The organism is Microbacterium timonense (assembly GCF_900292075.1).
Lineage (GTDB): Bacteria > Actinomycetota > Actinomycetes > Actinomycetales > Microbacteriaceae > Microbacterium > Microbacterium timonense.
The window spans coordinates 392,145-416,154 of sequence record NZ_OLMV01000002.1; the positions used below are offsets into that span (position 1 = coordinate 392,145).

The 24,010-nt window shown below is 68.4% G+C and carries 15 protein-coding genes; 4 read left to right on the forward strand and 11 right to left on the reverse strand.

What is annotated here, in order from left to right; translation table 11 throughout:
- Window positions 1-27: 27 nt before the first annotated feature.
- The 6 genes from C9992_RS07720 to C9992_RS07745 all read right to left on the reverse strand — a co-directional run bounded on the left by C9992_RS07720 (window position 28) and on the right by C9992_RS07745 (window position 11,582).
- Window positions 28-5,577: a DUF7507 domain-containing protein gene (locus C9992_RS07720; protein WP_106815001.1), complete on the reverse strand. Its 5,550-nt coding sequence runs from the start codon at window positions 5,575-5,577 to the stop codon at window positions 28-30.
- Between the two features lie 121 nt (window positions 5,578-5,698).
- Window positions 5,699-6,712 (reverse strand): LacI family DNA-binding transcriptional regulator, encoded by a 1,014-nt coding sequence (locus tag C9992_RS07725; protein WP_106815002.1) that lies wholly within the window; start codon window positions 6,710-6,712, stop codon window positions 5,699-5,701.
- Between the two features lie 18 nt (window positions 6,713-6,730).
- On the reverse strand, window positions 6,731-8,239 hold the full coding sequence (arfA, locus tag C9992_RS07730) for an arabinosylfuranosidase ArfA (RefSeq protein WP_106815003.1): 1,509 nt from the start codon (window positions 8,237-8,239) through the stop codon (window positions 6,731-6,733).
- A 47-nt stretch (window positions 8,240-8,286) separates the two neighbouring features.
- Window positions 8,287-9,213: a carbohydrate ABC transporter permease gene (locus C9992_RS07735; RefSeq protein ID WP_106815004.1), complete on the reverse strand. Its 927-nt coding sequence runs from the start codon at window positions 9,211-9,213 to the stop codon at window positions 8,287-8,289.
- Window positions 9,210-10,136 carry a carbohydrate ABC transporter permease gene (locus C9992_RS07740; protein WP_106815005.1) on the reverse strand — a complete coding sequence of 309 codons (927 nt, stop codon included), beginning with the start codon at window positions 10,134-10,136 and terminating at the stop codon, window positions 9,210-9,212. The genes C9992_RS07735 and C9992_RS07740 overlap by 4 nt, the downstream gene beginning before the upstream one ends.
- A gap of 75 nt (window positions 10,137-10,211) precedes the next feature.
- On the reverse strand, window positions 10,212-11,582 hold the full coding sequence (locus C9992_RS07745) for an ABC transporter substrate-binding protein (protein WP_106815006.1): 1,371 nt from the start codon (window positions 11,580-11,582) through the stop codon (window positions 10,212-10,214).
- Between the two features lie 363 nt (window positions 11,583-11,945).
- Here C9992_RS07745 and C9992_RS07750 point away from each other — a divergent pair, with 363 nt between their 5' ends.
- Together C9992_RS07750 and C9992_RS07755 are read left to right on the forward strand one after the other, a co-directional pair.
- Window positions 11,946-12,986 (forward strand): LacI family DNA-binding transcriptional regulator, encoded by a 1,041-nt coding sequence (locus C9992_RS07750; protein ID WP_106815007.1) that lies wholly within the window; start codon window positions 11,946-11,948, stop codon window positions 12,984-12,986.
- 150 nt (window positions 12,987-13,136) lie between these two features.
- Entirely contained in the window at window positions 13,137-14,672 is a 1,536-nt protein-coding gene (locus C9992_RS07755; RefSeq protein ID WP_200826252.1) for an alpha/beta hydrolase, read from the forward strand.
- A 67-nt stretch (window positions 14,673-14,739) separates the two neighbouring features.
- Here the strand turns inward: C9992_RS07755 and C9992_RS07760 are convergent, their stop codons facing one another.
- From C9992_RS07760 to C9992_RS07780, 5 genes are all read right to left on the reverse strand, one after another.
- Window positions 14,740-16,692 carry a glycoside hydrolase family 127 protein gene (locus tag C9992_RS07760; RefSeq protein WP_106815009.1) on the reverse strand — a complete coding sequence of 651 codons (1,953 nt, stop codon included), beginning with the start codon at window positions 16,690-16,692 and terminating at the stop codon, window positions 14,740-14,742.
- 3 nt (window positions 16,693-16,695) lie between these two features.
- Complete coding sequence (locus C9992_RS07765) at window positions 16,696-17,514, reverse strand: carbohydrate ABC transporter permease (protein ID WP_106815010.1); 819 nt, start codon at window positions 17,512-17,514, stop codon at window positions 16,696-16,698.
- Window positions 17,511-18,467: a carbohydrate ABC transporter permease gene (locus C9992_RS07770; RefSeq protein WP_106815011.1), complete on the reverse strand. Its 957-nt coding sequence runs from the start codon at window positions 18,465-18,467 to the stop codon at window positions 17,511-17,513. Before C9992_RS07770 ends, C9992_RS07765 begins: the two co-directional genes overlap by 4 nt.
- A 67-nt stretch (window positions 18,468-18,534) precedes the next feature.
- Complete coding sequence (locus tag C9992_RS07775; RefSeq protein WP_106815012.1) at window positions 18,535-19,788, reverse strand: sugar ABC transporter substrate-binding protein; 1,254 nt, start codon at window positions 19,786-19,788, stop codon at window positions 18,535-18,537.
- A gap of 44 nt (window positions 19,789-19,832) precedes the next feature.
- On the reverse strand, window positions 19,833-20,855 hold the full coding sequence (locus C9992_RS07780; protein WP_106815013.1) for a LacI family DNA-binding transcriptional regulator: 1,023 nt from the start codon (window positions 20,853-20,855) through the stop codon (window positions 19,833-19,835).
- Between the two features lie 111 nt (window positions 20,856-20,966).
- Between C9992_RS07780 and C9992_RS07785 the strand changes: the two genes are divergently transcribed.
- Together C9992_RS07785 and C9992_RS07790 are read left to right on the forward strand one after the other, a co-directional pair.
- The gene (locus C9992_RS07785) at window positions 20,967-22,682 is read left to right on the forward strand and encodes an amylo-alpha-1,6-glucosidase (protein ID WP_106815014.1); all 1,716 of its coding nucleotides are present in this window, start codon (window positions 20,967-20,969) and stop codon (window positions 22,680-22,682) included.
- Between the two features lie 116 nt (window positions 22,683-22,798).
- The gene (locus C9992_RS07790; RefSeq protein ID WP_106815015.1) at window positions 22,799-23,824 is read left to right on the forward strand and encodes a LacI family DNA-binding transcriptional regulator; all 1,026 of its coding nucleotides are present in this window, start codon (window positions 22,799-22,801) and stop codon (window positions 23,822-23,824) included.
- Window positions 23,825-24,010 lie beyond the last annotated feature (186 nt).

A 24,010-nucleotide genomic window follows, 5' to 3' on the forward strand; every position in this document is an offset into this window, starting at 1 on the left:
CGGCCGGTCGGTCGCCTCAGCTGCGCGTCACGCCGCTCGACCGGCCGCCCTTCGCGCTCGCAGCCGAGCGATGAGTACGGCGAGGCCACCGACGAGCAGCAGCGCGAGCGCCCAGCCGAGACCCGTGAGCACGCCACCGGTCGCGGCCAGCACATTCAGATCGACGGATGCCGTCGCCGCGGCGGTCACCGTGACGGCTCCGGCCGCACCGCTCGCCGTCGCGACGTTCACGACCGTTCCGGCCGCGACGTCCGCCGCGGTGAGCACGTAGGAGACGGGTCCGCAGTCGGCCCTCTCGCCCGGCGCCAGGTCGGCGATCTCGCACGCGACAGCCCCGCCGAGCATCGGGTCGTCGATGGCGATGTCGGTCAGCGTGCGCGCCCCGGTGTTGCTCACGGTGAAGCGGAACCGCACGGTATCACCGGCACTCATGGTGCCGTCGCCGTCGGCATCGGCGTACTCGCCACCCGTCTTCACGAGCCCGATGGCCGGTTGCGCCTCGAGCGGCGTGGTGACGGTGTCCTCCGCCGTGGTCGCGTCCGGCCCCGTGCCCGATGCCATGGCGGTCGCCGTGTTCACGATCTGGCCGGCATCGATCTCGGCCTGAGTCAGCACAGCGGGAGCTGCCGTGCACACCGTCGCCTGCCCGGGTGCCAGCTCGCTCGCGTCGCACACGACATCGCCGCTCAGGCGGGGGTCGGAGACCGAGAGTCCGGTGAGCGTCGTCGTGCCGGTGTTCGTCACGGTGAACGTGTAGGCGATGGTGTCACCGGCATCCGTCCGTCCGTCGCCGTTCGCGTCGACGACTGCGGCCGCGGACTTCAGCAGAGCGACCGCGTCCGTGCCGGCGACGGTGATGTCGGCCTCGGCGGTGCCTTCGGTGTCACCGGCGACGCTCTCGGCCCGGACGGTCGCGACGTTGTGCACCGTCCCCGCATCGACGTCGCCCTGGGTCAGTGCGTACGTCGCCGGGCCGCAGGTGACCTCGTCACCCGGCCGCAGCGCCAGCCCGTCGAGAACCGGGCAATCCACCGCGCCACCCAGCAGGACGTCGTCGAGCGACAGGTTGTTCAGAATCACGCTCCCCGGGTTGCGGATCGTGAACGTGTACGGCACGGTGTCGCCGGCACCGATCCTGCCGTCGGCACCCGGATCGATGACGCCCGGGATCTTCGTCAGCTCGATCGCCGGAGTCCCGCTGAAGCGGATCTCGGCCGACGACTCGTCGGACACGGGCCCGACCGGGCTGATGCCCTGCACCGTCGCCGTATTCGTCCGAACCTGGTTCTCGAGATCCTGCTGGGTGAGGACGTAGGTGAAGGGGCCGCAATCCGACTCGCCGCCCGGCAGAAGCAAAGCGACGGTGCACAGCGTCCCGGCCCCGAGGAGTGGGTCGGAGACAACGATCTCGGTCAGCGTCGTGTTGCCGGTGTTGCGCACCGCGAACGAGTACTCGATCGTGTCGCCGGCACTCACCACGCCGTCGCCATCGGAATCCTGAACGGGTCCGGCGTTCTTCTGCAGTTCGACGCCGGCGGTCTGGTCGATGTCGGCCGACGCCGCGGCGGTGTCCTCCACGGGCCCCGTCGGAGATTCGGCGGTGACGGATGCGGTGTTCCGCACCACTCCGCCGTCGACGTCGTCCTGCGTCAGGGTGTAGTCGATCGGGCTGCAGACGACCGACTGGCCGGGCTGCAGGACGGCGCCGTCCAAGGCAGCGCAGCCGATGTCGCCACCGAGCATCGGGTCGACGATGGCGGCGTCGTGCAGCGAGGTGGTCCCGGTGTTGGTCACGGTGAACGTGTATGCGATGACATCGCCCGCGTTCGCGCCTCCGCTGCCGTCGACGTCGGCGACAAGGCTGGGCGACTTCGCCAGCCGGATGCTGTTCACCACGGGCACGGTGACGTTCGCCTCGGCATCATCGGTGGCAGGACCGCGGCCGGACTCCGCACGCACCGAGGCCTCGTTGTGCACACCTCCCGCATCGATGTCCTGCTGCGTCAGCGTGTATGCGACCGGCGGACAGATGACCGAGCCGCCAGGAGCCAGCGGCGCGTCGAGAGCCGGGCAGGACACCGCGCCACCGAGGAGCGGGTCGGTCACGGCGGCGCTGGTCAGCGTGATCTGGCCCGGATTGCGAACGGTGAAGGTGTAGTCGATACGGTCGCCGGCCTCGATGCGTCCGTCTCCGTCGACGTCGATCGGCGCGGATGCCGTCTTCACGAGCTCCACGGCGGGTGTGCCGACGACAGGCGTGGTCACCGTCCAGCTGTTGTTCGCGGCATCCGGATCCGGCGTCGCGGAGCTGACAGTGGCGGTGTTCACCAGGTCCGTCGCGGTGATCGCGGGGTCGACGACGGCCGTCACGGTTGCCGTGAACGTCGCACCGCTGGCAAGGGCGGGCACGAGGCAGTCCAGGTAAGGTCCGGCGATCGAGCACTCCGCGGTGGGCGTGGTCGCGTTGATCAGGCCCTGGGGAAGCTGGTCGCTGACGCTGACAGCCGTCGCGGGGCTCGGCCCATCGTTCGCGACGGTGAGCGTGTACGTGAGCGGTGCGTTCACCTGCGCCTGATCCGCCGACGCGGCCTTCTGGATCGAGAGATCAGCCGACGGGGTACCCTCCACCGTCGCGGCACCGGTGTTGTCGGACGGGTCCGGATCCGGCGTCTGGGAGGTCGCCGTCGCAGTGTTCGTGATCGTCCCCGTCTCGACGACGCGGGCGGTCAGGTCGAGCGTGGCAGTGGCCCCGGGAGCGAGGGTTCCCACCGTCCACCGCCCGTCGACGGCCGACCAGGTGCCGGTCGACGGCGTCGCGTCGGTGATGATGAGGCCCACCGACGGCACCTCGTCCACGACCACGCCCGCCGCGGCGGAGGGACCGTCGTTGCGAACCGTGATCACGAAGGCGGCTTGCCCTTCCAGCGGCACGCTCGGAGTGCTCGTCGTCTTGGTCAGCACGACGTCGGCCGCAGGCGCGAGAACCTCGTCGACCGTGGAGGCGTTGTCGGAAGGATCGGGATCGGGTGTGGCGGAGCTCACCGTCGCAGTGTTGCTCACTGTTCCGATGGCCGTCGCGTCGAGCGCACCCTCCACGCGTACGGTCACCTCCTGCCCGACGGTCACGTCGCCCGCCAGGCACGTCAGCGTGCTGCCTGCGACCGAGCATCCGGCCGGCGCGGACGCGAGCGCGAATGCGGCCGGGAGCGTGTCGGAGACGACGACACCCCGCGCCACCGACGGACCGGCATTGGTGACCGTCAGCGTGTAGCCGAAGTCGCTCCCCGGCACCGCCTGCGCGTCGGCGGTCTTCACGATGCGGAGGTCGGCGCTCTGGACGATCTCGACACCGGCGGAATCGGAGTTGTTCTGAGGGTTGGCGTCTTCAGCGGGAGAGGCGACGGACGCCGTGTTGGTCACCGTTCCCGCGGGAGCGTCCGCGGCGACCCGCGCCTGGACGGTGATCGTGCTCGAGGTCCCGCTAGGCAGGGTCGCCCAGGTGCACTGCAGGGTGGCGGAAGCGGTCGTGCCGCACACGGCTCCGGGGTCCGCGGTGATGCCCTCGATCACCAGGCCCGTCGGGAGGGTGTCGTCGAGCACGGCATTCACCGCGTCCGAGGCCCCGTGGTTCGTCACCCCGAGCGTGTAGGTGAGCGTTCCGCCTGCCGCGACTTGCGTGGCCGACGCCCCCTTCGTCAGCTCGAGATCGGCGATGACGGTCGGGTTGAAGCTCGTCGAGTCGACGTTGTTCCGAGGGTCGGGGTCACTGGTGGAGCTGGTGACGGAGGCGGAGTTCTGCACCACCCCATCCGCACCGGGGGCGATCGTCGCGACGACGTCCACGACGGCCGTGGCGCCGGGCGCCAGCGTGCCCACGAGGCAGTTCAGCGTCTGCGACGCCACGGCGCACGATCCCTGCTCCGGTGTGGCGCTGACGAAGGTCGTCGCCGGGTCCAGCGGATCCGTCACCCGCACGTCGCGGGCTTCCGAGGGTCCGTCGTTGTGCACGGTGAGGCGGTACGTCACGTCCTCGCCGGCCACCGGTGCGGCCGGTGCGAAACCCTTGACGATCGAGAGGTCGGCCTGGGAGGTGAGCGTGCCCGACGCGGTGGCGGTGTTGTCCGCGGGGGTGGGGTCCGTCAGGTCACCCGATACAGACGCCGTGTTCACGAGGGCCGACCCGGGGTCGAGGGATGCCGCGACGGTGCCTGTCACCGAGATCGTGGCGCTCGCCCCGACGGCCAGCGACCCGATGGTGCAGGTGACGGATGCCGCGATGTCGCACGTTCCCTGCTCGGGGTCGACCTGCGTCACCGAGAATCCCGAGGGCACGGCATCCGAGACCGTCACTCCCGTCGCCGTCTGAGGACCCTTGTTGAGCACCTCGATCGTGAAGGTGGCGGGCCGTCCGGCGATGAGGGGTGCCGTGTCGAGCGTCTTCGCGATCGCGAGGTCGGCGGCCGCGTTCACCGAGGTCTGCGTGGGGTTGCTGACCGATGTGCGGTCCTGGTTGGCGACTCCGTCCCGGAAGGCGACAATCGCCTCGTTGAGCACGGCGCCGTTCGCGGCCGAGACGTTGACCTTCGCATCGAAGGAGTAGCTCGTGCTCGTCGCCGGCGCGATGGATCCGCCGGCGGCGGCGGTGCCGCCGTCACCGAGCCGTACGCGCACGGTGCGGGTGGCGGGAACGTACTCGCCGCGATCATCACCGGTCGCATCGGTGAGGGCTCCCGCACCGGCGCCGCTGACGATCTGGAGCGAACCCGGTATCAGGTCGAGGCCGGACGCGAGCTGGTCCGTGGAGACCGACTGCGTCGCAGGGTTCCCGCCGTCGTTGCGCGTCGTCACCGTGTAGCGGAGGACGTCGCCGACCTCGGCCGTCGTGCCGCCTCTTGTGAGGTTCGTGACCGACTTCGTCGTGATGAGGCAGGGCCCCGTCCCGAAGGTGATGTCGTCGAGGAAGTTCCCTGCAGCGGCGTTCCCCGACCCCGCGCTCACCGCCTGGAACCCGAAGCGGGTCACGGTCTGACCCGCGGGAACCGTGTACGTCCCGGAATGAGAGCCCCACGCCGCTGTCGTATCGGAGATGTTGGGGCCGCTCTGCACCAGCGTGCCGCCCGGCACCCCGACCACGACGCGCATCACGTCCGTCCCCTGGCGCGCCCTGTGCTTCAGCGACCAGGCGAGCGTCTGCCCGGGAGTGGTGGCGACGTCCTGGTACAGCATGCTCGCGCTGTTCGCGTTGAGCTCGACGAACTGGCGGCCCTGCGCGGCAGGCACACCCTGGAATCCGTTGCTCCAGATCTCGATCTGATTGAAACGGTCGTCGGTGAGCCAACCGGGTACCTGGGACTCGTCGTAGAGCCGATACGCGGCGTTCGGGATGACGGGGGTCTCGAACGAGCCGTTGGTCAGCGACACCGCGCTCTGGCAGGTGGTCGGATCCTGCGCCGCGGACGCTGAAGTCGGCTCGGCGGCCTCGGTCACGACGGTCAAGCCGGCTGCGAGCAGCAACCCCGAGGCGGCGGCCGCGACGACGCGGCGCGCACGCGAATGAACGGATGCAGCGTTCCTCATGATTCCCCCCGGAGGGCGCAGCTGAGCAACCGTGCGCCTCCCCCGAATGCACCCTATCGGAACCGCGATCTGGCGGCGGGAGCCGGTCCGACACGGACGACGCCGGGCGTGCGTGCGGTTCCTAGCTAGACCGCCGTGGTGGGGCGGTGGAGTCGCGCACCACCAGACGCGTCGCGAGCTCGACCCTGGTCACCTCCGGGGGCCGGTCCTCCAGGAGCCTCAGGAGCAGGCGCGTCGCCTGCTCAGCCATCTCGTGCAGCGGCTGGTGGATGGTGGTCAGACGAGGGACAGCCAGTTCGGCGATGCCGAGGTCGTCGAACCCGACGACCGAGAGATCCTCGGGCACCCGCAGCCCGCGCGCGACGGCAGCGTGCAGCACGCCGAGGGCCTGCAGGTCGCTGCCGGCGAAGATCGCGGTCGGAGGGCGGGCAAGGCTCAGCAGCGCGTGGGCGTGCCGCTCGCCGGTCTCGCGGGTGAAGTCACCGAAACGCGTGAGCTCCGCGTCGAGGGGAAGATGCGCCGCGGTGAGCGCCGACCGGTAGCCGTCGAGGCGGGCCAGAGCAGCCATGACGTCTTCAGGCCCGGCGATCGCGGCGATGCGCTCGTGCCCGAGATCGATGAGGTGGCGGGTGGCCGCCACCCCTCCCGCCCAGTTGGCGGACCCGACGGCGGGAACACCGGGCGCCGGATCGCCGGCCGGGTCGATCAGCACGAAGGGGATGCCGCGGGCGGCGAGTCTCTCGCGCCCGTCGGCGGTGATCCCCGCGAAGAGCATGATGATCCCCGTCGGGCCGCGCCGCACCACCGATTCCAGCCAGTCGGCGCCGGGGGCCCGCCTGTCGCCGCTCACCGACAGCGAGATGGCCATCCCCGCCTGTGCGGCCGCCTCCCGCACACCCTCGATGATGGCCAGCGCCCATTCCCCCTCGAGCTCGTGCAGCACCACTTCGACGTACTCGCGCCGCCGCCGGCTCTTGCGCCGCCGGTATCCGCTCCGGCGGAGCTGCTCCTCCACCAGTTCCCGCGTCGTGGACGAGACGTCGACCGCTCCGTTGAGCACCTTCGAGATCGTCGTCATCGACACGCCCGTCTGCGCGGCGATCTCCTTGAGGGTCACTCGCTGGACGTGCGACATGTCGGGGCGGGGAGTCGATCAGTCGATGGTGAGAACCGTCCACGAGCAGGGCGGAAGCGTGACGCTGATCGCTCCGTCCGAGACGGCCACCGAGTCGTTCTGCCGTGGCGCGACACGGTCGGGGTGTTCGAGGGTGTTGGCAGCGTGGATGTCGTCGTCGTGGATCGAGGTCGCGGTCACATTCGACACGGCGCCCAGTGCGAGCGAATCGATGTCCAACGTGACTTCGGAGGTCAGACTGCGGTTGACCGCGAAGACGGTCGTTCCACCCTCGGGTGCGTGCGTGGCGACGGCGTCGACGAGGGCGACCTCGCCGTACCGCTCAGTCTGGTACGTCGGGCTGTCGAGCTTGAGCTCGAGTGCGACGCCCCGCGCCAGCCGGGACGTCAGCGAGAAGGGGTAGAAGGTCGTCTGCCGCCACGCCGGCCCACCGGGTTCCGTCATGATCGGGGCGATCACGTTGACCAGCTGCGCGAGGCTCGCCGAGGTCACCCGGTCGGCGTGCCGGATCAGCGAGATCAGGAGGTTGCCGAAGACGACGGCGTCCAGGACGCTGTACGAGTCCTCGAGGAGGCGCGGCGCCACCGGCCAGTCCGCGACATCCGTGATCTTGTCCACCTCGTTGTAGCGCGACTGATACCAGACGTTCCACTCGTCGAACGAGATGTTGATGGTCTTGTCGCTGCGCCGCACCGCTTTGACGTGGTCGGCCGTGGCGATCACCGCGTCGATGAAGCGATCCATGTTGACCGCGGATGCCAGGAAGCTGCCGTAGTCCTCACCCTCGGGCTCGTAGTACGCGTGGCACGAGATGAAATCGACGTTGTCGTAGGTCTCCTCGAGGACCACCCGCTCCCATTCGCCGAAGGTCGGCATCTGGGCGCCCGAGCTGCCGCAGACGACCAGCTCGAGGTCGGGGTCGATCTGCCGCATGGCACGCGCCGTCTTCGAGGCGAGCTGCGCGTACTCCTCGGCCGTGCTGTGGCCCAGCTGCCACGGCCCGTCCATCTCATTGCCCAGGCACCACATGCGGATGTTGTGCGGCTCGGGGTAGCCGTTGGCGACGCGCCGGTCGGCCCACTCGGTGCCCGACCGCAGGTTCGCGTACTCCAGCACATCCAGCGTCTCGAGGACGCCCCGGGTTCCGAGGTTCACGGCGTACATCAGCTCGCCGTCGACCTTCTTGATCCAGGTCGCGAACTCGTCCAAGCCGATCTCGTTCGTCTCCGTGGAGTGCCATGCGAGGTCCAGGCGACGCGGGCGCTGGTCCCGCGGGCCGACGCCGTCCTCCCATCGGTAGCCCGAGACGAAGTTGCCGCCCGGGTACCGGATGGTCGACACTCCCAGCTCCCGCACCAGTTCCACGACATCGGTGCGGAAGCCGTCCTCGTCCGCACTCGGGTGGCCGGGCTCGTAGATGCCGTCGTAGACGCACCTGCCCAGGTGCTCGACGAACGAGCCGAAGAGCCGTCGGTTGATGGGTCCGACCGTGAAGTGCGGGTCGATGGTGAGGTGTGCGCGGGTCATTCTTGTCTTTCCGGAGACGGTGGATCGGGGACGGCCGGGGCCGCCGGTTACTTGAGGCTTCCGATGGCGAGACCGCCCCGCCAGTACTTCTGCAGCGTCAGGAACGCGATGATCAGCGGGATCACCGACACGAGCGAGCCGAGCACGATGATGCTCCACAGGCTCTGGCCGCCGGCAGCGCCATAGGTCGCAGCCGTGGAGTTCCACAGTCCGATGCCGACGGTGACCGGGAAGAGCCGGTTGTCGGACAGCATCACGAGCGGAAGGAAGTAGTTGTTCCAGGAAGCGACGAACGACAGCAGCAGGATCGTGACGATCGCCGGGCGCAGCAGGGGCAGCGCCACCACCAAGAAGGAGCGGAACTCGCCCGCGCCGTCGATGCGCGCGGCATCGAGCAGCTCATCGGGAACCGCATCACGCGCGTACACGTTCATCAGGTACACGCCGAACGGATTGAGCAACGTCGGGACGATCACCGCCCAGATCGTGTTGGTCCAGCCCATCTGCGCGAACAGGACGAAGGTCGGGATGACCAGGGCCGTCGTCGGCACCATGACGGCGCCGAGGAGGATGGCGAACGAGAGGCGCCGGCCCGCGAAGGTGTACTTCGCGAAGCCGTATCCCGCCAGAACCGCGAGCACCGTCGCCCCCACCCCGCCGACGATCGCGTAGAGGGCGGAGTTGGCGAGCCAGCGTCCGTAGATGCCGCCGCTGTAGGTGAACAGATCGATCAGGTTCGGGATGTAGTTGATATCGTCCGCGAACCAGAGCGAGCTGCCGCCGCCGAACAGACCGGCCGCGTTCTTGGAGCTGTTGACGATGAGCCACCAGAACGGGACCAGGAAGTAGACCATCAGCAGCGCGAGCACGATGTTCAGGGGCACGCGGCCGCGGGCGCGCGGCGCCGAACGCCGCTCGATGATCTTCCGCGGCTTGCGGCGGGTTTCGACGAGCTCGACAGGTGTGACGCTCATGAGAGGAAGCTCCCTCGCTTGCGGGTCGCGAACAGGAAGATGTAGACGCAGATGAAGACGACCGCTCCGAGCGCGAACGAGATCGTGGCCCCGTAGTTGGCGTTGGCCAGCGAGAACGCCTGCTGGTAGGCGTACATGTTCGGAGTGAAGTCGTTCGGGATGGCGCCCGCGGCGAGTTTCTGCAGGATCTTGGGCTCATTGAAGAACTGCAGCGTGCCGATGAGAGCGAAGACGAGGATCAGCAGCAGCGCGGGCGTGAGCAGAGGGATCTTGATCCGCAGCACGATCTGCCACTGGGACGCCCCGTCGATCCGCGCGGCCTCGTAGAGAGTGGGATCGATGCCCTGGAGGGCGGCGTAGAGGATGATCATGTAGTAGCCCGCCCACTGCCACGTGACGATGTTGAGCAGTCCGTAGAAGATGAGGCTGCTGCTCAGGAAATCAGGCGCTTGACGGCCGAAACTTTCGAAGATCTCCGCTAAGGGGCCGAAGTTGTCGCTGTAGAGGAACCCCCACATCAGGGCCCCGATCACCGTCGGGATGGCGTAGGGCATGAAGATCATCAGGCGCGAGAAGCGCGCGAAGCGGGTGACGGTGATGTCGAGGATCAGCGCAGCGGCCAGCGAGATCACCATCTGCAGCGGGATCAGCACGAGCGAGAACGCGATCACGAACCCGACACCGCTGAGGAAGGACGGGTCGCTGAACGCCTTGACGTAGTTGCCGAAGAGGACGAACCTCGTCCCTCCGATGAGCGACTTCTGGAAGAGGCTCAAGTAGAGCGCGTAGCCGATGGGCAGAACGAGAAGGGCGACGAAGATGACGCCGAACGGTGCGACGAAAGCCCAGCCGGTCAGGTTCTGACGCAGCGCGGTGGACCTGCGGCGCTTGCTCGAGACCGGGGTCTCGGTGGTGGTGGTCATGAATTCTCCCGGGTGTGTGAGAAGGGATGACCGGGGGCCGGTCCGCGCGAGCACGGACCGGCCCCCGGGCAACGGTCACTCGGTGACGGTGAACCCTTGCTCCTCTGCGTATGCCACAACGTCGGCCTGCAGGGCGTCAGCGGCTTCGGAGCCGGTCGCCGAGCCGTCGATGATGGCGGCGAGCTGCTTCGTCAGCGCGGAGTAGTAGTACTGTCCGAGCGGCGTGTAGGTCATGCCCTTGTAAGCATTGGCCGCCGGCACGTACACCTCCTTGTTGGCCTGCTGTCCGCTGAAGAAGGGCACCTCGTAGTCCTGGAACTCCGGCGAGTCGAGGACGTTGACGTTGAGCGGGAAGATGATCTGCTGCTGCCATCCCTCGTCCAGAGACGCCTGGTCCGCGTACACCCCGAAGGCCACCTTGGCGGCGAGCTCCGGATCCTTGGCCTGGCTGCTCACCGAGAACGCCGAGCCGCCCCAGTTGATGGCGATGGGGTTGGCGGGGTCCCACTGCGGCATGGGCGCCGCGGCCCACACGCCCGCGTCCGCACCCTCGCCGACGCCGGCTCCCTGGAGGTAACCGGGAGCCCACGCGGCCGAGAGGTAGGTCGCGTAGTCGCCGTTGATGACACCCGCGATGTACTCAGGGGTGAACTGGTCCTCGGTGCCGACGAGTCCCTTGTCGACGAGTCGGTCCCAGTAGTCCAGGACCTCCTTGATCTCCGGGCTGTTGAGGGTGATGCCGATCTCGCCTTCGTTCGCGGGGTCGTACGTGAACGGCTCGGCGCCGTTCCCGTAGAAGTACGCGGTGGCCGTGGCGGGCTGGTTCGCCGCGAAGCTGGCGAAGACCGGACCGCCGGCATCCTTCAGCTTCTGCGCCGTCGCCTCGAGCTCTTCCCACGTCGTCGGCGGCGTGAGGCCGTATTGGCTGAAGATGTCGGTGCGGTAGATCATGCCCATCGGGCCGCCGTCGATCGGGGCACCGTAGATGCCGTCTCCCACCGAGACGTCCTTCCAGGCGCCCTCACTGAAGTTGTCTTTGACGTCCTCGTAGCCGAGGTCGGAGAGGTCCACGAGGGCACCCTGCGCCTGGAACGACGCGATCCGGTCGGCCTCGACCATCATGACGTCGGGGGCGCCGCTTCCGGCCGAGATGGCCGTCTGGAACTTGTCGTAGGCGTCGCCTCCGGCGCCGGCGTTCGTCCAGCACACCTGGACGTCGTCGTTGGCCTCGTTGAAGTTGTCGACGACGGTCTCGGAGTTCGGGTACCAAGCCCACAGGGTGACGACGGGCGCGTCGGGGTTCTTGATCTCGTTGGTGCAGCTCGATGCGTCACCACCGCCCCCTCCGCCGTTGCCGCCGTCGCCGCCACCTCCGGCGGTGCAGGCTGCGAGGGCACCAGCCACTGCGAGCGTCGTGATCGCAGCAAGGACAGGCTTCGTCTTCACTGGAGTTCCTTTCGGTTTGCTGGACTTCTTCGTCGGTGCACGACCGTCTCCGTGCGCGGCCCGTCACGGCCGGCTGCGTGAGCTGGTCTACAACGTTGTAGAGCAACGTTGTAGATGACTTTGGCACCGGGGGTGCGCCGCTGTCAAGGGCGGACCGGAAATTACCCTGCCGGGGGCGAAACTTCTGGACCGTCGGCGGGCCTTCGGCGACCCCGGAGGCACGGACACGACCGCCCGGTAGGCTGAAGATACAACGTTGCATCGCTCCGTCGCGCGAAGCAGAGGGACCCCTTCGTCCCCGCGCCTGGCTCCGACCGCCGACGCAGTAGAGTACAGACGTTCGGATGGCAGGCAGGAGCACCGATGGGACCGACGATGCACGACGTCGCGCGAGTCGCCGGCGTCTCGATCAAGACGGTGTCCAATGTCATCAACGACTACCCGCACGTGCGACCCGGCACCCGCGACCGGGTCAACGAGGCGATCGAGCAGCTGGACTATCGTCCGAACCTCTCCGCGCGCGGTCTGCGCTCGGGCCGTACCGGCGTGATCGGGTTGGCTGTCCCCTCGCTGCGGGAGAACTACTTCGCCGAGCTCGCCGACTCGGTGATCCGCGCGGCCGAGAAGCGCGGGCTCGGCGTCATGGTCGAACAGACGAGCGGTCAACGCGACGGCGAGCTGCGCGCGGTGTCGACGAATCGCCCGCGGTTCCTGGACGGCCTGCTGTTCAGCCCGGTGAGCCTGGGTGACGCCGACGCGGACGCCCTCCTGATCGACGGCCCGCTCGTCCTGCTCGGTGAGCGCATCTTCGGCGGACCGACCGATCACGTCACGATGCACAACATGTCGTCTGCGCAGGCCGCCGTCGAGCACCTGCTCGAGATCGGGCGCAGGCGCATCGCGCTGATCGGCGCGGATCTCCACGGCGGTGACGAGGTCAACTCGGCCAATCTGCGTCTGCGCGGATACCTCCGCGCGCTCGAGCAGGCCGGCATCGGCCTCGATCCGGCGCTCGTGCGACCGACGTCCATGTCGCAGTGGAACCGTGCGGGCGGGGCGGCCGCCACGCATCGCATGGTCGAAGAAGGCGTACGGTTCGATGCGATCTTCGCGCTCAACGACACGCTGGGCCTCGGTGTCCTGCGCGCCCTCGGCGAAGAGGGACTGCGCGTGCCCGACGACGTCGCCGTGATCGGCTTCGACAACATCGACGAGAGCAAGTACTCGATGCCGTCGATGTCGACCGTCGACACCGGTCGCGACGAGATCGCGGCCATCGCCGTCGACAGGCTGATCGAGCGCATCAACGAGAAGGGCGAGCGCCGTCCCCCCGAGACGTTCAAGCCGCCGTTCCGGATCGTCAAACGTGAGTCGACGGGCTTCGTCAGCGAAGAGACCGAGTAGCGCACCCCGGTAAAGCGGGGCGATCAGGGCTTTCGCCCCCCGCCGTTTACAACGTCGTAAATTTTCCTTTACAACGTCGTAAACCGTCGCTAGCCTGGCGTCGTTCGAGCCGCCTGGCGGCGCTCAGCAGCTATTCAAGGAGGAAGAGTGATGAGAACTGTGCAATGGCGGACACGACACGAGGGCGAAGGCGGGGGCGCCCGATCCCGCCGCATGAAGCGCCTGGCGACTGTCGGCATCACGGCGGCGATGGTGCTGGGAACGGCGCCGTTGGCCGCCCAGGCAGACGATGTCGACCTGACCCCGGGACCCACCGTCGTCGCCGACCCGAACTCGCCCACCGGCTACACCGGGCACTTCGTCTACTACAACCCGACCGCGACGAGCGTGCGCTTCGCCGCCGACATCCTGTTGCGCAACTGGGAGGACCCGACGGATCCGACCGTGTACCAGCCGTCGCAGTACGAGCCGGGTCTCATGCGCGGGGGCGGCGGCTATGACGTCGAGATGACCAACGCGGGCAATGGCTATTGGGTGACCGATGTGCCGCTGGCGGCAGGTGCGAACCAGTACTGGTTCTACGTGAACAACAACACGAACCTGTGGGTCGCCGACCCGGCGAACTCGCCGATCTTCGCTCCCGACGGCCTCACCGGCACGGCGCGCCGCGCGTTCAACAAGGTGTTCGTGCCGTACGACGCCGCCAAGCAGGACTACGCTCCCCTCGCTGCCCGGGTGATCGAGCTCCCTCGCGAGGACTCGGCCAAGGGCACGTGGAGCTACGTCCCGTTCCAGGTGAACGGCACGACCCGCACGATCGGCGTCTACCTGCCGCCCGGGTACGACGCGAACCGCGCGGAGCCGTACAAGACCATCTACATGCAGCACGGCAGCGGGCAGGATCAGTCCGACTGGCTGAACATGGGCGACGTCCCGGTCATCATGGACAACCTCATCCAGGACGGCGACACCGAGCCGGCGGTGGTCATCACGACCAACACCAACTACCTCGGCGCCGCGAACCAGGGCTACCCCAACCTGCGCAACGTGGTGATCCCGTTCGTCGAGAGCAGCTACAACGTCTCGAGCCGCGCGATCGACCGCGCGTTCGCGGGCCTCTCGGCAGGTTCGGCGGTCACGCAGAACCTGATCAACTTCGACGCCGATGAGTTCGGGTACTACGGTCCGTGGAGCGGCGGCGCCAGCGTCCGCGCGACGACGCCGAACCTCGCCGCGCCGTACATCCTCTACGGCGGCGGGCGCTGGGACTTCGGTCTTCCCAACGCCAACACCGTCGCGGCGCTGGACGAGATCGGGTTCATCGAGAACGTCGTGGTGGCAGGCGCCCACGACTTCAACACCTGGAACCAGATGTTCACGACGTTCGCGCGTGACTACCTCTGGCACCCGGAGGCGTTCGTGATCGACGAGATCACGACGATGAAGGATGCCGTCGCCTCGACGGGTCTCAACAAGGGCAACAAGAACGCGCTCACCGTGAAGCTCGACCAGGCGTACAAGCTGCTCGCCAAGGGTGACAGCGACGGCGTGCTCGAGGTGTTGAACGGGTTCGTCACCCAGGTGGGAGAGTTCCAGACGGCCGGCAAGCTCACCGCCGAGCAGGCGACGGGATTGACGGCGACCGCACAGAAGATCCTGTTCAACGTGGGCTACTGGCAGCAGTAGGCCCCCGTCCCCGCACACGAGGCGGGTTGCCGGCGAACGTCCTCGCCGGCAGCCCGCCTCCTTGCTTTCAGTGAGCCGCTTCCGGCTGCGTCGACTGCACGGGAACGAAGACCCGCATCGTCGACGGTCCGCGCTCGGCCCAGCGGTGGTACGGCACGAGTCGCAGAACGGTGGAACCCGCCGGTTTCGGCGTAGGAGCCGTCCGCGAGTAGGGCATGAGCGCCTCCGGCGGGTCCGAGATCGTCACCGCCTCGACGAGCGCGCCGTCGCCTTCGGCGCGCGGCGGGATCCCGGTGACGAGCCGGACAGCATCCAGATGCGCGCCCGCGGGAAGATCATGTGACTCCAGGCACAGCACGAGCGGCCCCCGCTCCACCGCCACGGCGCCGCGGACGGCGTCGATCCGGGGATCGGGCCAGGTGTACCGGGGCGTGCTCGGCAGATCGAGCAGGATCTCATCGCCGGGCTCGAAGGATCGGTGCACGTCGACCCACCCCGGCTTGACCGGCATCGCGTCCGTCCCGGGCAGTCGAAGCCGAGCGCCCGTGGCCCAGACGGGCACCCGCAGGCGCAGTCGCGACGCCTCCTCCGGAGCCGCGTCGAGGACGATCCGGATGCGGCCGTGCTCGGGGTAGGCGGTCTCCACACGGAGCACGAAGCCGCCGGCACGGATCGTCCCCGCGGCGTACTGCATGACCGTGACGCCGTCTTCGTCCACGGAGGCCGTGTAAGCACCGAGTGAGGCCAACGTGCGAGCGACGTTGGTGGGACAGCACGACACCTCGAACCAGGGCGCACGCACGCCCCCCTCCGCGCGCGGATTGACGCCGTCCTGCGCTTCGGCGGCTGCGTCGCGTTGGTGAAGCGGATTCGCATAGAAGAAGGAGCGTCCGTCGTCGCTCGGCGACGTCGCGATGATGTTGAAGAGGGTGCGTTCGATCACGTCCGCGTAGCGGACCTCGCCGGTGGCCAGGTACAGCCGCCACGCGAACATCACGGAGGCCACTCCCGCGCAGGTCTCGCAGTAGGCGCGGTCCGCGGGCAGTTCGAAGTCCTCGCCGAATCCCTCGTCCTGGTGGCGGGATCCCATCCCGCCCGTGAGGTAGGTGCGTCGGCCGACCGTGCGCTCCCACTGCCGCTCCAGCGAGGAGAACAGGCCGCTGTCGCCGGTCTCCACGGCGACGTCCACCGCACCGGCGCTGAGATAGAGCGCACGGACGGCGTGCCCGCGCAGCACAGCCGCATCGCGCACGGGGACGTCGTCCTGGAAGTACTCGGCCGACAGCAAGGGAGGTACGGGCAGCGAACGGTGTCCGCGGCGCTGCACGAACAACCGGGCCTGCTCGAGGTAGCGGCGCTCGCCGAATGCGCGCCCTGCCTCGGCGAGCGCCACCTCGATCTCGGCGTGTCCGCAGACGGCATCCCGCCCGCCCACGCCGAACTCCCTGCAGATGTGATCCGCGGCGCGCCGCGCGATGCCGACGAGAGGGTCATCGGGCCGGCCGGTGCGGGCGCGCGCGACGGCCGCCTGGATCAGGTGGCCCATGTTGTAGAGCTCGTGGCCCATCGCCAGGTCGGAGTACCGCGGCGGCAGACCGGGGTGGCCGAACGCCGTGCTGAGATAGCCGTCGTCGTCCTGGGCGCTGCCGACGCGGGCGACGAGGTCGTCGAACGTCGTGGCCAGCTGGGAATCGTCGTGGCGGCCCAGCTCCCACGCCATGCCTTCGAGCAGCTTGTAGATCTCGGAGTCCGAGAACTGCCAGCCCGGCCGCTCGGTGGTCGTCTCGCCACGCGCGACCCGGTCGAAGTTGCCGACCCATCCCAGACGCTCCATCCAGTCCAGGCAGTGGGCGAAGGTGGCCGCCGCGTTCACAGCCTGTCGCCTGCCCCAGAACCCGGCCGGATCGAAGGCGACCTCGTCCACGGCGATGCCGGAGCGGTTCCCGCGTCCGGGCGCGACGGGAACGGCCCGGGTTCGAACGGGAGCGGACGTCGCATCAGGTGAGACGGAAAGGGTCACGTGTCAGTCCTTCACCGCGCCGGCAGTGACACCGGCGGCGACATAGCGTTGCGCGACGATCAGGAGGATCGCGGCGGGGATGGAGGCGACGACCGCGGTCGCCATGATGGCGTTCCACTGCGTGGTGTTGTTGCCGATGTAGGCGTAGATGCCCAGAGTGATCGGTTTCAGGGCTGAGTTGCGCGCCAGGGTGGATGCGAAGACGAAGTCCGACCACGCCCACAGGAACGCGAACAACGCGACGGTCAGCACGGAATTGCGGCTGAGGGGCATGACGACGGATGTGAACACCCGCCAAGCGCCCGCGCCGTCGATCCGCGCCGCCTGCAGGAGCTCGCGCGGCAGTCCGCTCATGAATGCCGTGAACAGCAGCACGCCGAACGGGACGGCGATCGTGGAGTCGGCGAGGATGAGGCCACCGACGCTGTTGAGCAGTCCGAGCCGCACGTAGATCGCGTAGAAGCCCATGGCCATCACGACCGCGGGGATCATCTGCGCGACCAGCAGCACGAAGTTCAGCGGGCGACCGCCGCGGAGGTTGAGGAGCGAGATCGCGTACGCCGCGGGTGCCGCGATCAGGACCGTCAGCAGCACGCATCCGATGCCGATGAGCAGGCTCGTTCCGAGGTTGGGAAGCTGCTGCCGCAGCACCTCCGCGTACCCCTCGAAGGTGGGGTCGACGGGGAACAGGTGCGGGGGGCTCAGGCGCAGGTCGCTCGTCTTGGTGAGCGAGACGTTGAGCATCCAGTACACAGGGAAGAGCATGAGGGCGGTGAAGATCACGCCCAGAGCGGTCTTCCACCACGGGCGGCGGTCTCTCATGAGTCCTCCTGACGTCTCTGCATGCGCAGGTAGAAGAAGCCGAACACCAGCGCGATGAGGATGAGGATGTTGCCGACTGCGGCGGCGGGCGACAGGTCCGGCTGGCCGGTGCCGAAGGCCTCGCGGTACGACCAGATGGCGAGTGTGGTGGTGACGTTCGCCGGTCCTCCGGTGGTCATGATCCAGATGATGTCGACGACCTTGAGGGTGTAGACCAGGCCGAGCAGCAGCGTGATCGCCGAGACCGGTCTGAGCAGCGGGAAGGTGAGGCTCCAGAACTGGCGCCATGCTCCCGCGCCGTCCAGAGACGCCGCTTCGTAGAGGTCGCCGGGGATGTTCTGCAGCCCGGAATAGAGGATCACGAGGTTGAACGGGATGCCGAGCCAGATGTTGGCGATGACCACCGCCGCCATCGCCGTGTCGGGTGAGGTCAGCCAGTTGATCTGCCCGATCCCGAAGGCCTGGAGCGCAGCGTTCACGATGCCGTTGTCGCTGTTGAGCATCCATGCCCACGTGGACCCGGAGACGATCAACGGCAGCAGCCACGGGACGAGGAACAGGGCCCGCAGCACTCCGGAGAGCCGGAAGTTGTTGCGGAAGAATACCGCCAGCGCCAGGCCGATGGCGTACTGGAAGGCGAGGGAGCCGACGACGAACACCGCGGTGTTGGTGAGGGCCTGCGCGAACAGCGGCGAGGTCACGACGTCGATGTAGTTCTGCAGGCCGACGAACTCGGCGTTGCCCTGCACGAACGCCCGGACGTCGTAGTCGTGAACGCTGAGGTCGATGCTGCGGATCAGGGGGTAGGCGTAGAAGGCCACCAGGTACACCAGCAGCGGCGCGGCGAAGCCGAACGCGATCCAGCGTGAGCCGTGCAGACCCGCCGCCCGCCGGCGGCGTGGCGGTACCGTCACCGACACGGTGTCGGCGGGAGGGGTCTGCGGAGTCGTCATGGAGAGAGTCATCGGAGTCCTCGGGTGTCCGGGGCGGAGCGGGACCGGCTCCGCCCCGGACGTGATGTCACTTGCCGATCGCCTCTGCGGCCGCCGCTTGAGCGTCGGCCAGCGCATCCTGAGGCGATGCCGCGCCGGACAGAGCACTCTGGACCGCGGTCCACAACTGCTCGGAGATCAGCGGGTAGTCCGTGCCCAGGTTGTCACTGGTCCGGCCCTTCGCGGACTGGACGGCGGAGACCCACGTCTCGAGTTCGGGGTGCTCCTCCAGCAGCGCCTGCTGTCCCTCCTCGGTGGGCGGGATGTAGTACGCGAAGGTGTCGGCGGTCTGCACGAAGCCCTCCGGCGTGGTCATGCAGTCGATGATCTTCTTCGTCGTCTCGTAGCGGGCGGTGTCCTGCTGCACCGGCGCGATGATGAACTCGCCGCCGGTGGGCGCGGGTGCCACCCCGCCGTCCTTGGCGGGAAGTTCCAGAACGCCGGTTCCGAAATCCGCCTCGGCGGCGCTGTTGACCTGCCAGGTGCCGTTCTCGGCGAAGGCGAAGTCCCCGGTGAGGAACTCCTCCCAGGTGGTGTTCTGGGAGTTCCCGATCACGGAGTTGGGGGCGTATCCCTTGTTCACCCAGTCCGTCCACAGCTGCAGGGCCTCGACCGCCTGCGGCGAGTCGAGCTCTGTCAGGTCGGCGCCGGCTCCCCAGAACCAAGGGAGGAACTGGAAGGAGCCCTCCTCCGTGTTGATGCCGGCGAAAGTGATGCCCTTGTGACCGGCCGCGGTCACCGCTGCCAGGGCCGCGTCCAGCGAAGCCCAGTCGGTGATCGACGCGGGGTCGACACCGGCCTCCGCGAGGATGTCCGCGTTGTAGTACAGCGCGAGCGTGTTGGCACCCACGGGGATGCCGTACGTCTTGCCGTCGAGCTGACCCGCCGCCAGCAGGTTCTCATCGATTCCGGACGTGTCGAGCCCGAGCTCGTCGGTCGTGGTCAGCATCCCGGTCTCGGCGAGAGTCGACACGGCGGGGTTGTCGAGCAGGATGACATCTGGGGACGTGCCCTCCTGCGCGGCCAGCAGCGCCTGGTTGGTGAGGGAGGTCGTGTCGTAGGCGGTGCGGTCGATGGTGACACCGGCCTCGGTTCCGCAGTCCTGCACGCGGCCCGCCCAGTCGGAGTCTTCCTCGTGCTGGGGGTACGGGTCCCACCAGGTGTAGGTGTCTTCGGCATCGGCCGATCCGGCGCCGGCCGAACCGGAGCATCCGGTCAGGGCGCCCGCCGCGACGGCCGCGACGGCGATCGCGATGGGCACGCGCAGCTTGCTCGTGATCATGGTTCCTCCTTGAACATGCCCGGTCGGTGCCGGGGCTTGTGGTGTCAGTGACGGGATGGTGGTGCGGCCAGAGAGCCGCGGTCATCGATGACGGGCGCGATCAGGTCGACGACGTGGGTGTCCGCATCGGCGGTGCCGTCGATGCGCGAGACGAGGTGCTCCACCGCGCGTCGCCCCAGGAGATCCGGGGCGCTGTCGATGGCGGAGTAGGGAAGCGAGAACGTGCGGGCGAAGGTGTCCGAGTACCGGCCGATGACCGACATGTCGTCCGGCACCGCGAGCGAACGCGTCTGCAGCACGTGCGGGAGTGCTGCGGCAGCCGCTTCATTGTTGAGCAGAAGGCCGGTCGCGGCCGGGTGTGCGTCGAGGAAGGCGTTCAGATCTCTGCCGATCGCCGGCTGGCTCGAGGCGCCGTAGTAGCGGTGCAGCCTGACTCCGAGCTCCTCGGCACGGTCGGCCGCCGCGTTCGCGAGCCGCCACACGTAGGCGCCGCCTCGCTCGACGACGTGCTCCGGCTGCGAGACCAGCACGACCTCACGGTGGCCGAGCTCGTGCATGCGTTCCACCATCAGCCGGCCGGCGGCGACGAAGTCGAGGTCGAACGCGTCCACCCCGGCGGCATCCCCGGGAAGGCCGACCAGAGCGCCGGGCTGCGGCGCCGCCCGCAAGGCGGCGAGGCGCTCGTCGTTCTCGGCGACGTTCAGCAGCACGAATCCATCGGCCATGCGGGAGTCCGAGATGCGCCGCAGCGCCGCGGAGCCGTCGGCATCGGACACGAAGAGGGTGTCGTAGCCGAGCTCTCGCGCACGGTCGGTCACGCCCAGGATGTACTGGAGCATCGCGGGAGCGAACTCGTCCTCGTAGAACTGCCCGAGCAGTGCGATCACACTCGTGCGTGAGGTGGCCAGGGCACGCGCACCGGCGTTGGGCGTGTACCCCAGTTCGGCGACGGCGGCTTCCACGCGTGCCCGAACCGCGGCCGAGATGGTCCGCTTGCCCGAGAGCGCGTACGAGGCCGTGCTCCGCGACACGCCGGCAGCCCGGGCGACGTCGCCGATGTTGACCATGGGACCTCCTCCGGGCCATCTGTCGATCCGGTTCGATTCGAACCGGTTCGACACTACAGTTGACCGAAAAGGTCCGCAACTGCGGATCGATCGTGATGATCGGAGCCTTCGATGACGAGCACCCTCCCGCACTTCGATGTGCGCAGCATCCCGTTCAGCCGCCGGGGCGCATGGATCAACCTCTCGCCGGTGGTCGCCGCTCACACCACCGTCGATGACGTCCATCTGATCTCTCACCGGACGGGCATGCACCCGGTTCTGGCCGTGCGGCCGCGGGCGGTGGCGACCGATCTCGTCGTGGAGGCCACGCCCGCCATGCTCACGTGGCGCGGCGATGGCCTGAGGGTGGACGCGGTCTTCGAGGGAACGGACGCCGTGCGCCTGCGAGGCACGGCAGGCTCGGCGGTCGATCTCACCGACGCGGCGGCCCGTCTCACGCCGTTCACCGGCACCTACGTGTTCCGCGACCCGACCGACGGCGCGGCGGTGTTCACCTCGTACGAGACCGGATGCCGCTATCGCGTCACATCGATCCGCGGCGAGATGACGATCAGCGGGGCGCAGCGGCTGGGGGAAGCGCACCGCGCGGTGACGCTCTCCGGACCCGACGGGTGGGAAGCCGTGATCGAGGAGTTCGAGACCGCCCGCCGTCCCTACGTCGAGGTGCGCAGCTTCGATGAGGCGGCAGCCGAGGTCGCGACTGAGTTCACCCGCTATGTGGACGCGGTCGCGCCGTGGCGCAGCTCCGCAGCCCCGACCGCCGACCTCGCCTGCTACGTCATGTGGTCGGCCACGGTCTCGCCCGCCGGCTTCCTCCGCCGCGAGTCCGTGCTGATGTCCAAGCACTGGATGGACAAGGTCTGGAGCTGGGATCACTGCTTCAACGCGCTCGCTCTGACGCCTGGGCTGCCGGACGAGGCGTGGGATCAGTTCCTCGCCCCGTTCGATCACCAGGATCCGGAGGGAGCCCTGCCGGACTCCATCGCGCACTCGGAGCGCCTCTACAACTTCGTCAAACCGCCGATCCATGGCTGGGCGTTGCGTCGGATGAGGGCAGCCGGGTGGGAACCGACGCCCTCGCAACTGCGCGACGCGTACGACGGACTCGCTCGGTGGACGCACTTCTGGCTCGCCCGTCGCACGAGCCCTGCGAGCGTTCTTCCCGTCTACCAGCACGGAAACGACAGCGGATGGGACAACTCGACGGCATTCGACCGCGACCGCGTCATCCACTCCCCCGATCTGGCGGCCTTCCTGATCATTCAGCTGGAGGTGCTCGCCGGCCTGGCACGCGAACTCGGCGAAGACCACCTGCCATGGCAGCAGCGACGCGACGACATCCGCGCGGCGCTCATGGCCGAGCTCTGGCGTGGCGACGGCTTCGTCACCCGTGGCGTGGAAGGCGGCTCATCCGCGGGCGCGGACGGCACGCGCACGAGCCTGATCACACTCCTGCCGCTGGTTGCGGCCGATGCCTTGGACACGGAGGTCTCGACGGCGCTCGCCGCCGCCGTCGAGCCGTTCCTGACCGAGTGGGGCCCCGCCACCGAGCTGCCGAGCAGTCCGGAATACGAGCCGGACGGATACTGGCGTGGGCCCATCTGGGCTCCCTCCACCCTGCTGATCGAGGATGGGCTGCGCCGTGCGGGCGCATCGGCGACCGCCGACGCGGTCAGCGAGCGATTCCGCCGCTTGTGCGAGCGGTCTGGGTTCGCCGAGAACTTCGACGCTCTCACGGGCGAAGGTCTCCGCGACCGCGCGTACACGTGGACGGCGGCCGTGTACCTCATCCTGGCTCGCGAGGCCGCCGGCCGCGGAGAGGATTGAAGGGTCGGGGCGGTGATCGCGTCCGGTCATGACGGCGGATCGGTCCCACGGCGCGGTTGAATTGGGCAGGATGGGGGTGCCCCTCCGGCATCGATCAGCGTGGGATCGGAGAGTCTGTGGTCACAATCGGCGACGTCGCTCGCGCGGCGGGCGTGTCGCGGAGCACGGTCTCATACGCGTTGTCGGGAAACCGGCCGATCTCGCTCGAGACCCGGGAGCGGATCTCCGCGGCGATACGCGAACTCGGCTTCACCCCGAACGCGGGAGCGCGCGCCTTGGCCACATCGCAGACCAAGGTCATCGGACTGCTCGTCCAGTTCTTCAGCGACGAGTTCTCGCCCGCGATGCTGCAGTACGTTCTGCCGATCTCCGATGCCGCGCGGGATGCGGGCTACGACATCCTGATGGTGACGGAGAAGGACGGCCCACGAGCCCTCAAGCGCATCACTGATTCGAACATGGTGGACGGAGTCATCCTGCTCAACGTCGCGCACGATGACCCTCGCGTCGATCCGCTGCGAGGCTCGGGCAAGCCGGGCGCACTCGTCGGTCTTCCCCGATCCACAGGCGGTCTGGACATCTTCGATCTGGACTTCGGGGAGGCGGCGAGGATGATCATCGACCATCTCCACGCTCTGGGCCACCGCGAGATCACGCTGATCTCTCCACATGAGCACGTCATCAGCCGAGGAGGCGCGTACGCCTGGCGGTTCCGCGACGCGGCGCTCGAGCGCGCGGCTCGCTACGGCCTTCGGATCCATGCGCGATACGGAGAGGTTCAGCAGCCCGCCGTGGGCGCCGCGCTGAACGCGGTTCTCGACGAGTGGCCTTCATCGACCGCGCTGGTCATCCACAACGATGCGATGATCGCCGGGCTGCCCTCGGTGCTTTCGGCCCGCAGCGTACGAGTGCCGGAGGACCTTTCGGTGGTCGGGATCTTCTCCGAGGACTTCGGTCGCCTGTTCTCGCTGCCGTACACGGCGATCGAGACGTCACCGGACAAGCTGGGACGCGCGGCGGTGAGAGCTCTCGTCGAACGCATGCAGGACCCCGAAGCCGCCGGCGAGCCCGTGGTCCGCTTCATCGCCCCCGAGCTCACGGACCGCGGCAGTACGGGGCCGACCCCCGGCACGCCCCTCTGACCCGCGCCCGAACCGCGTCGCAGTCGTCGCGCGACCGTGACGAGGTCGAGATGTCGAACCGATTCGACTTTCTTTCGCACACCTGTGAACGGCGCCGTCGCTTCGGATTTCTGCGGATTGGTCAGGCATATTTCGTCATTGCATCAATCTTGGGGGTTCCGGCGTATGGCCGGCCCGAGGGGAATT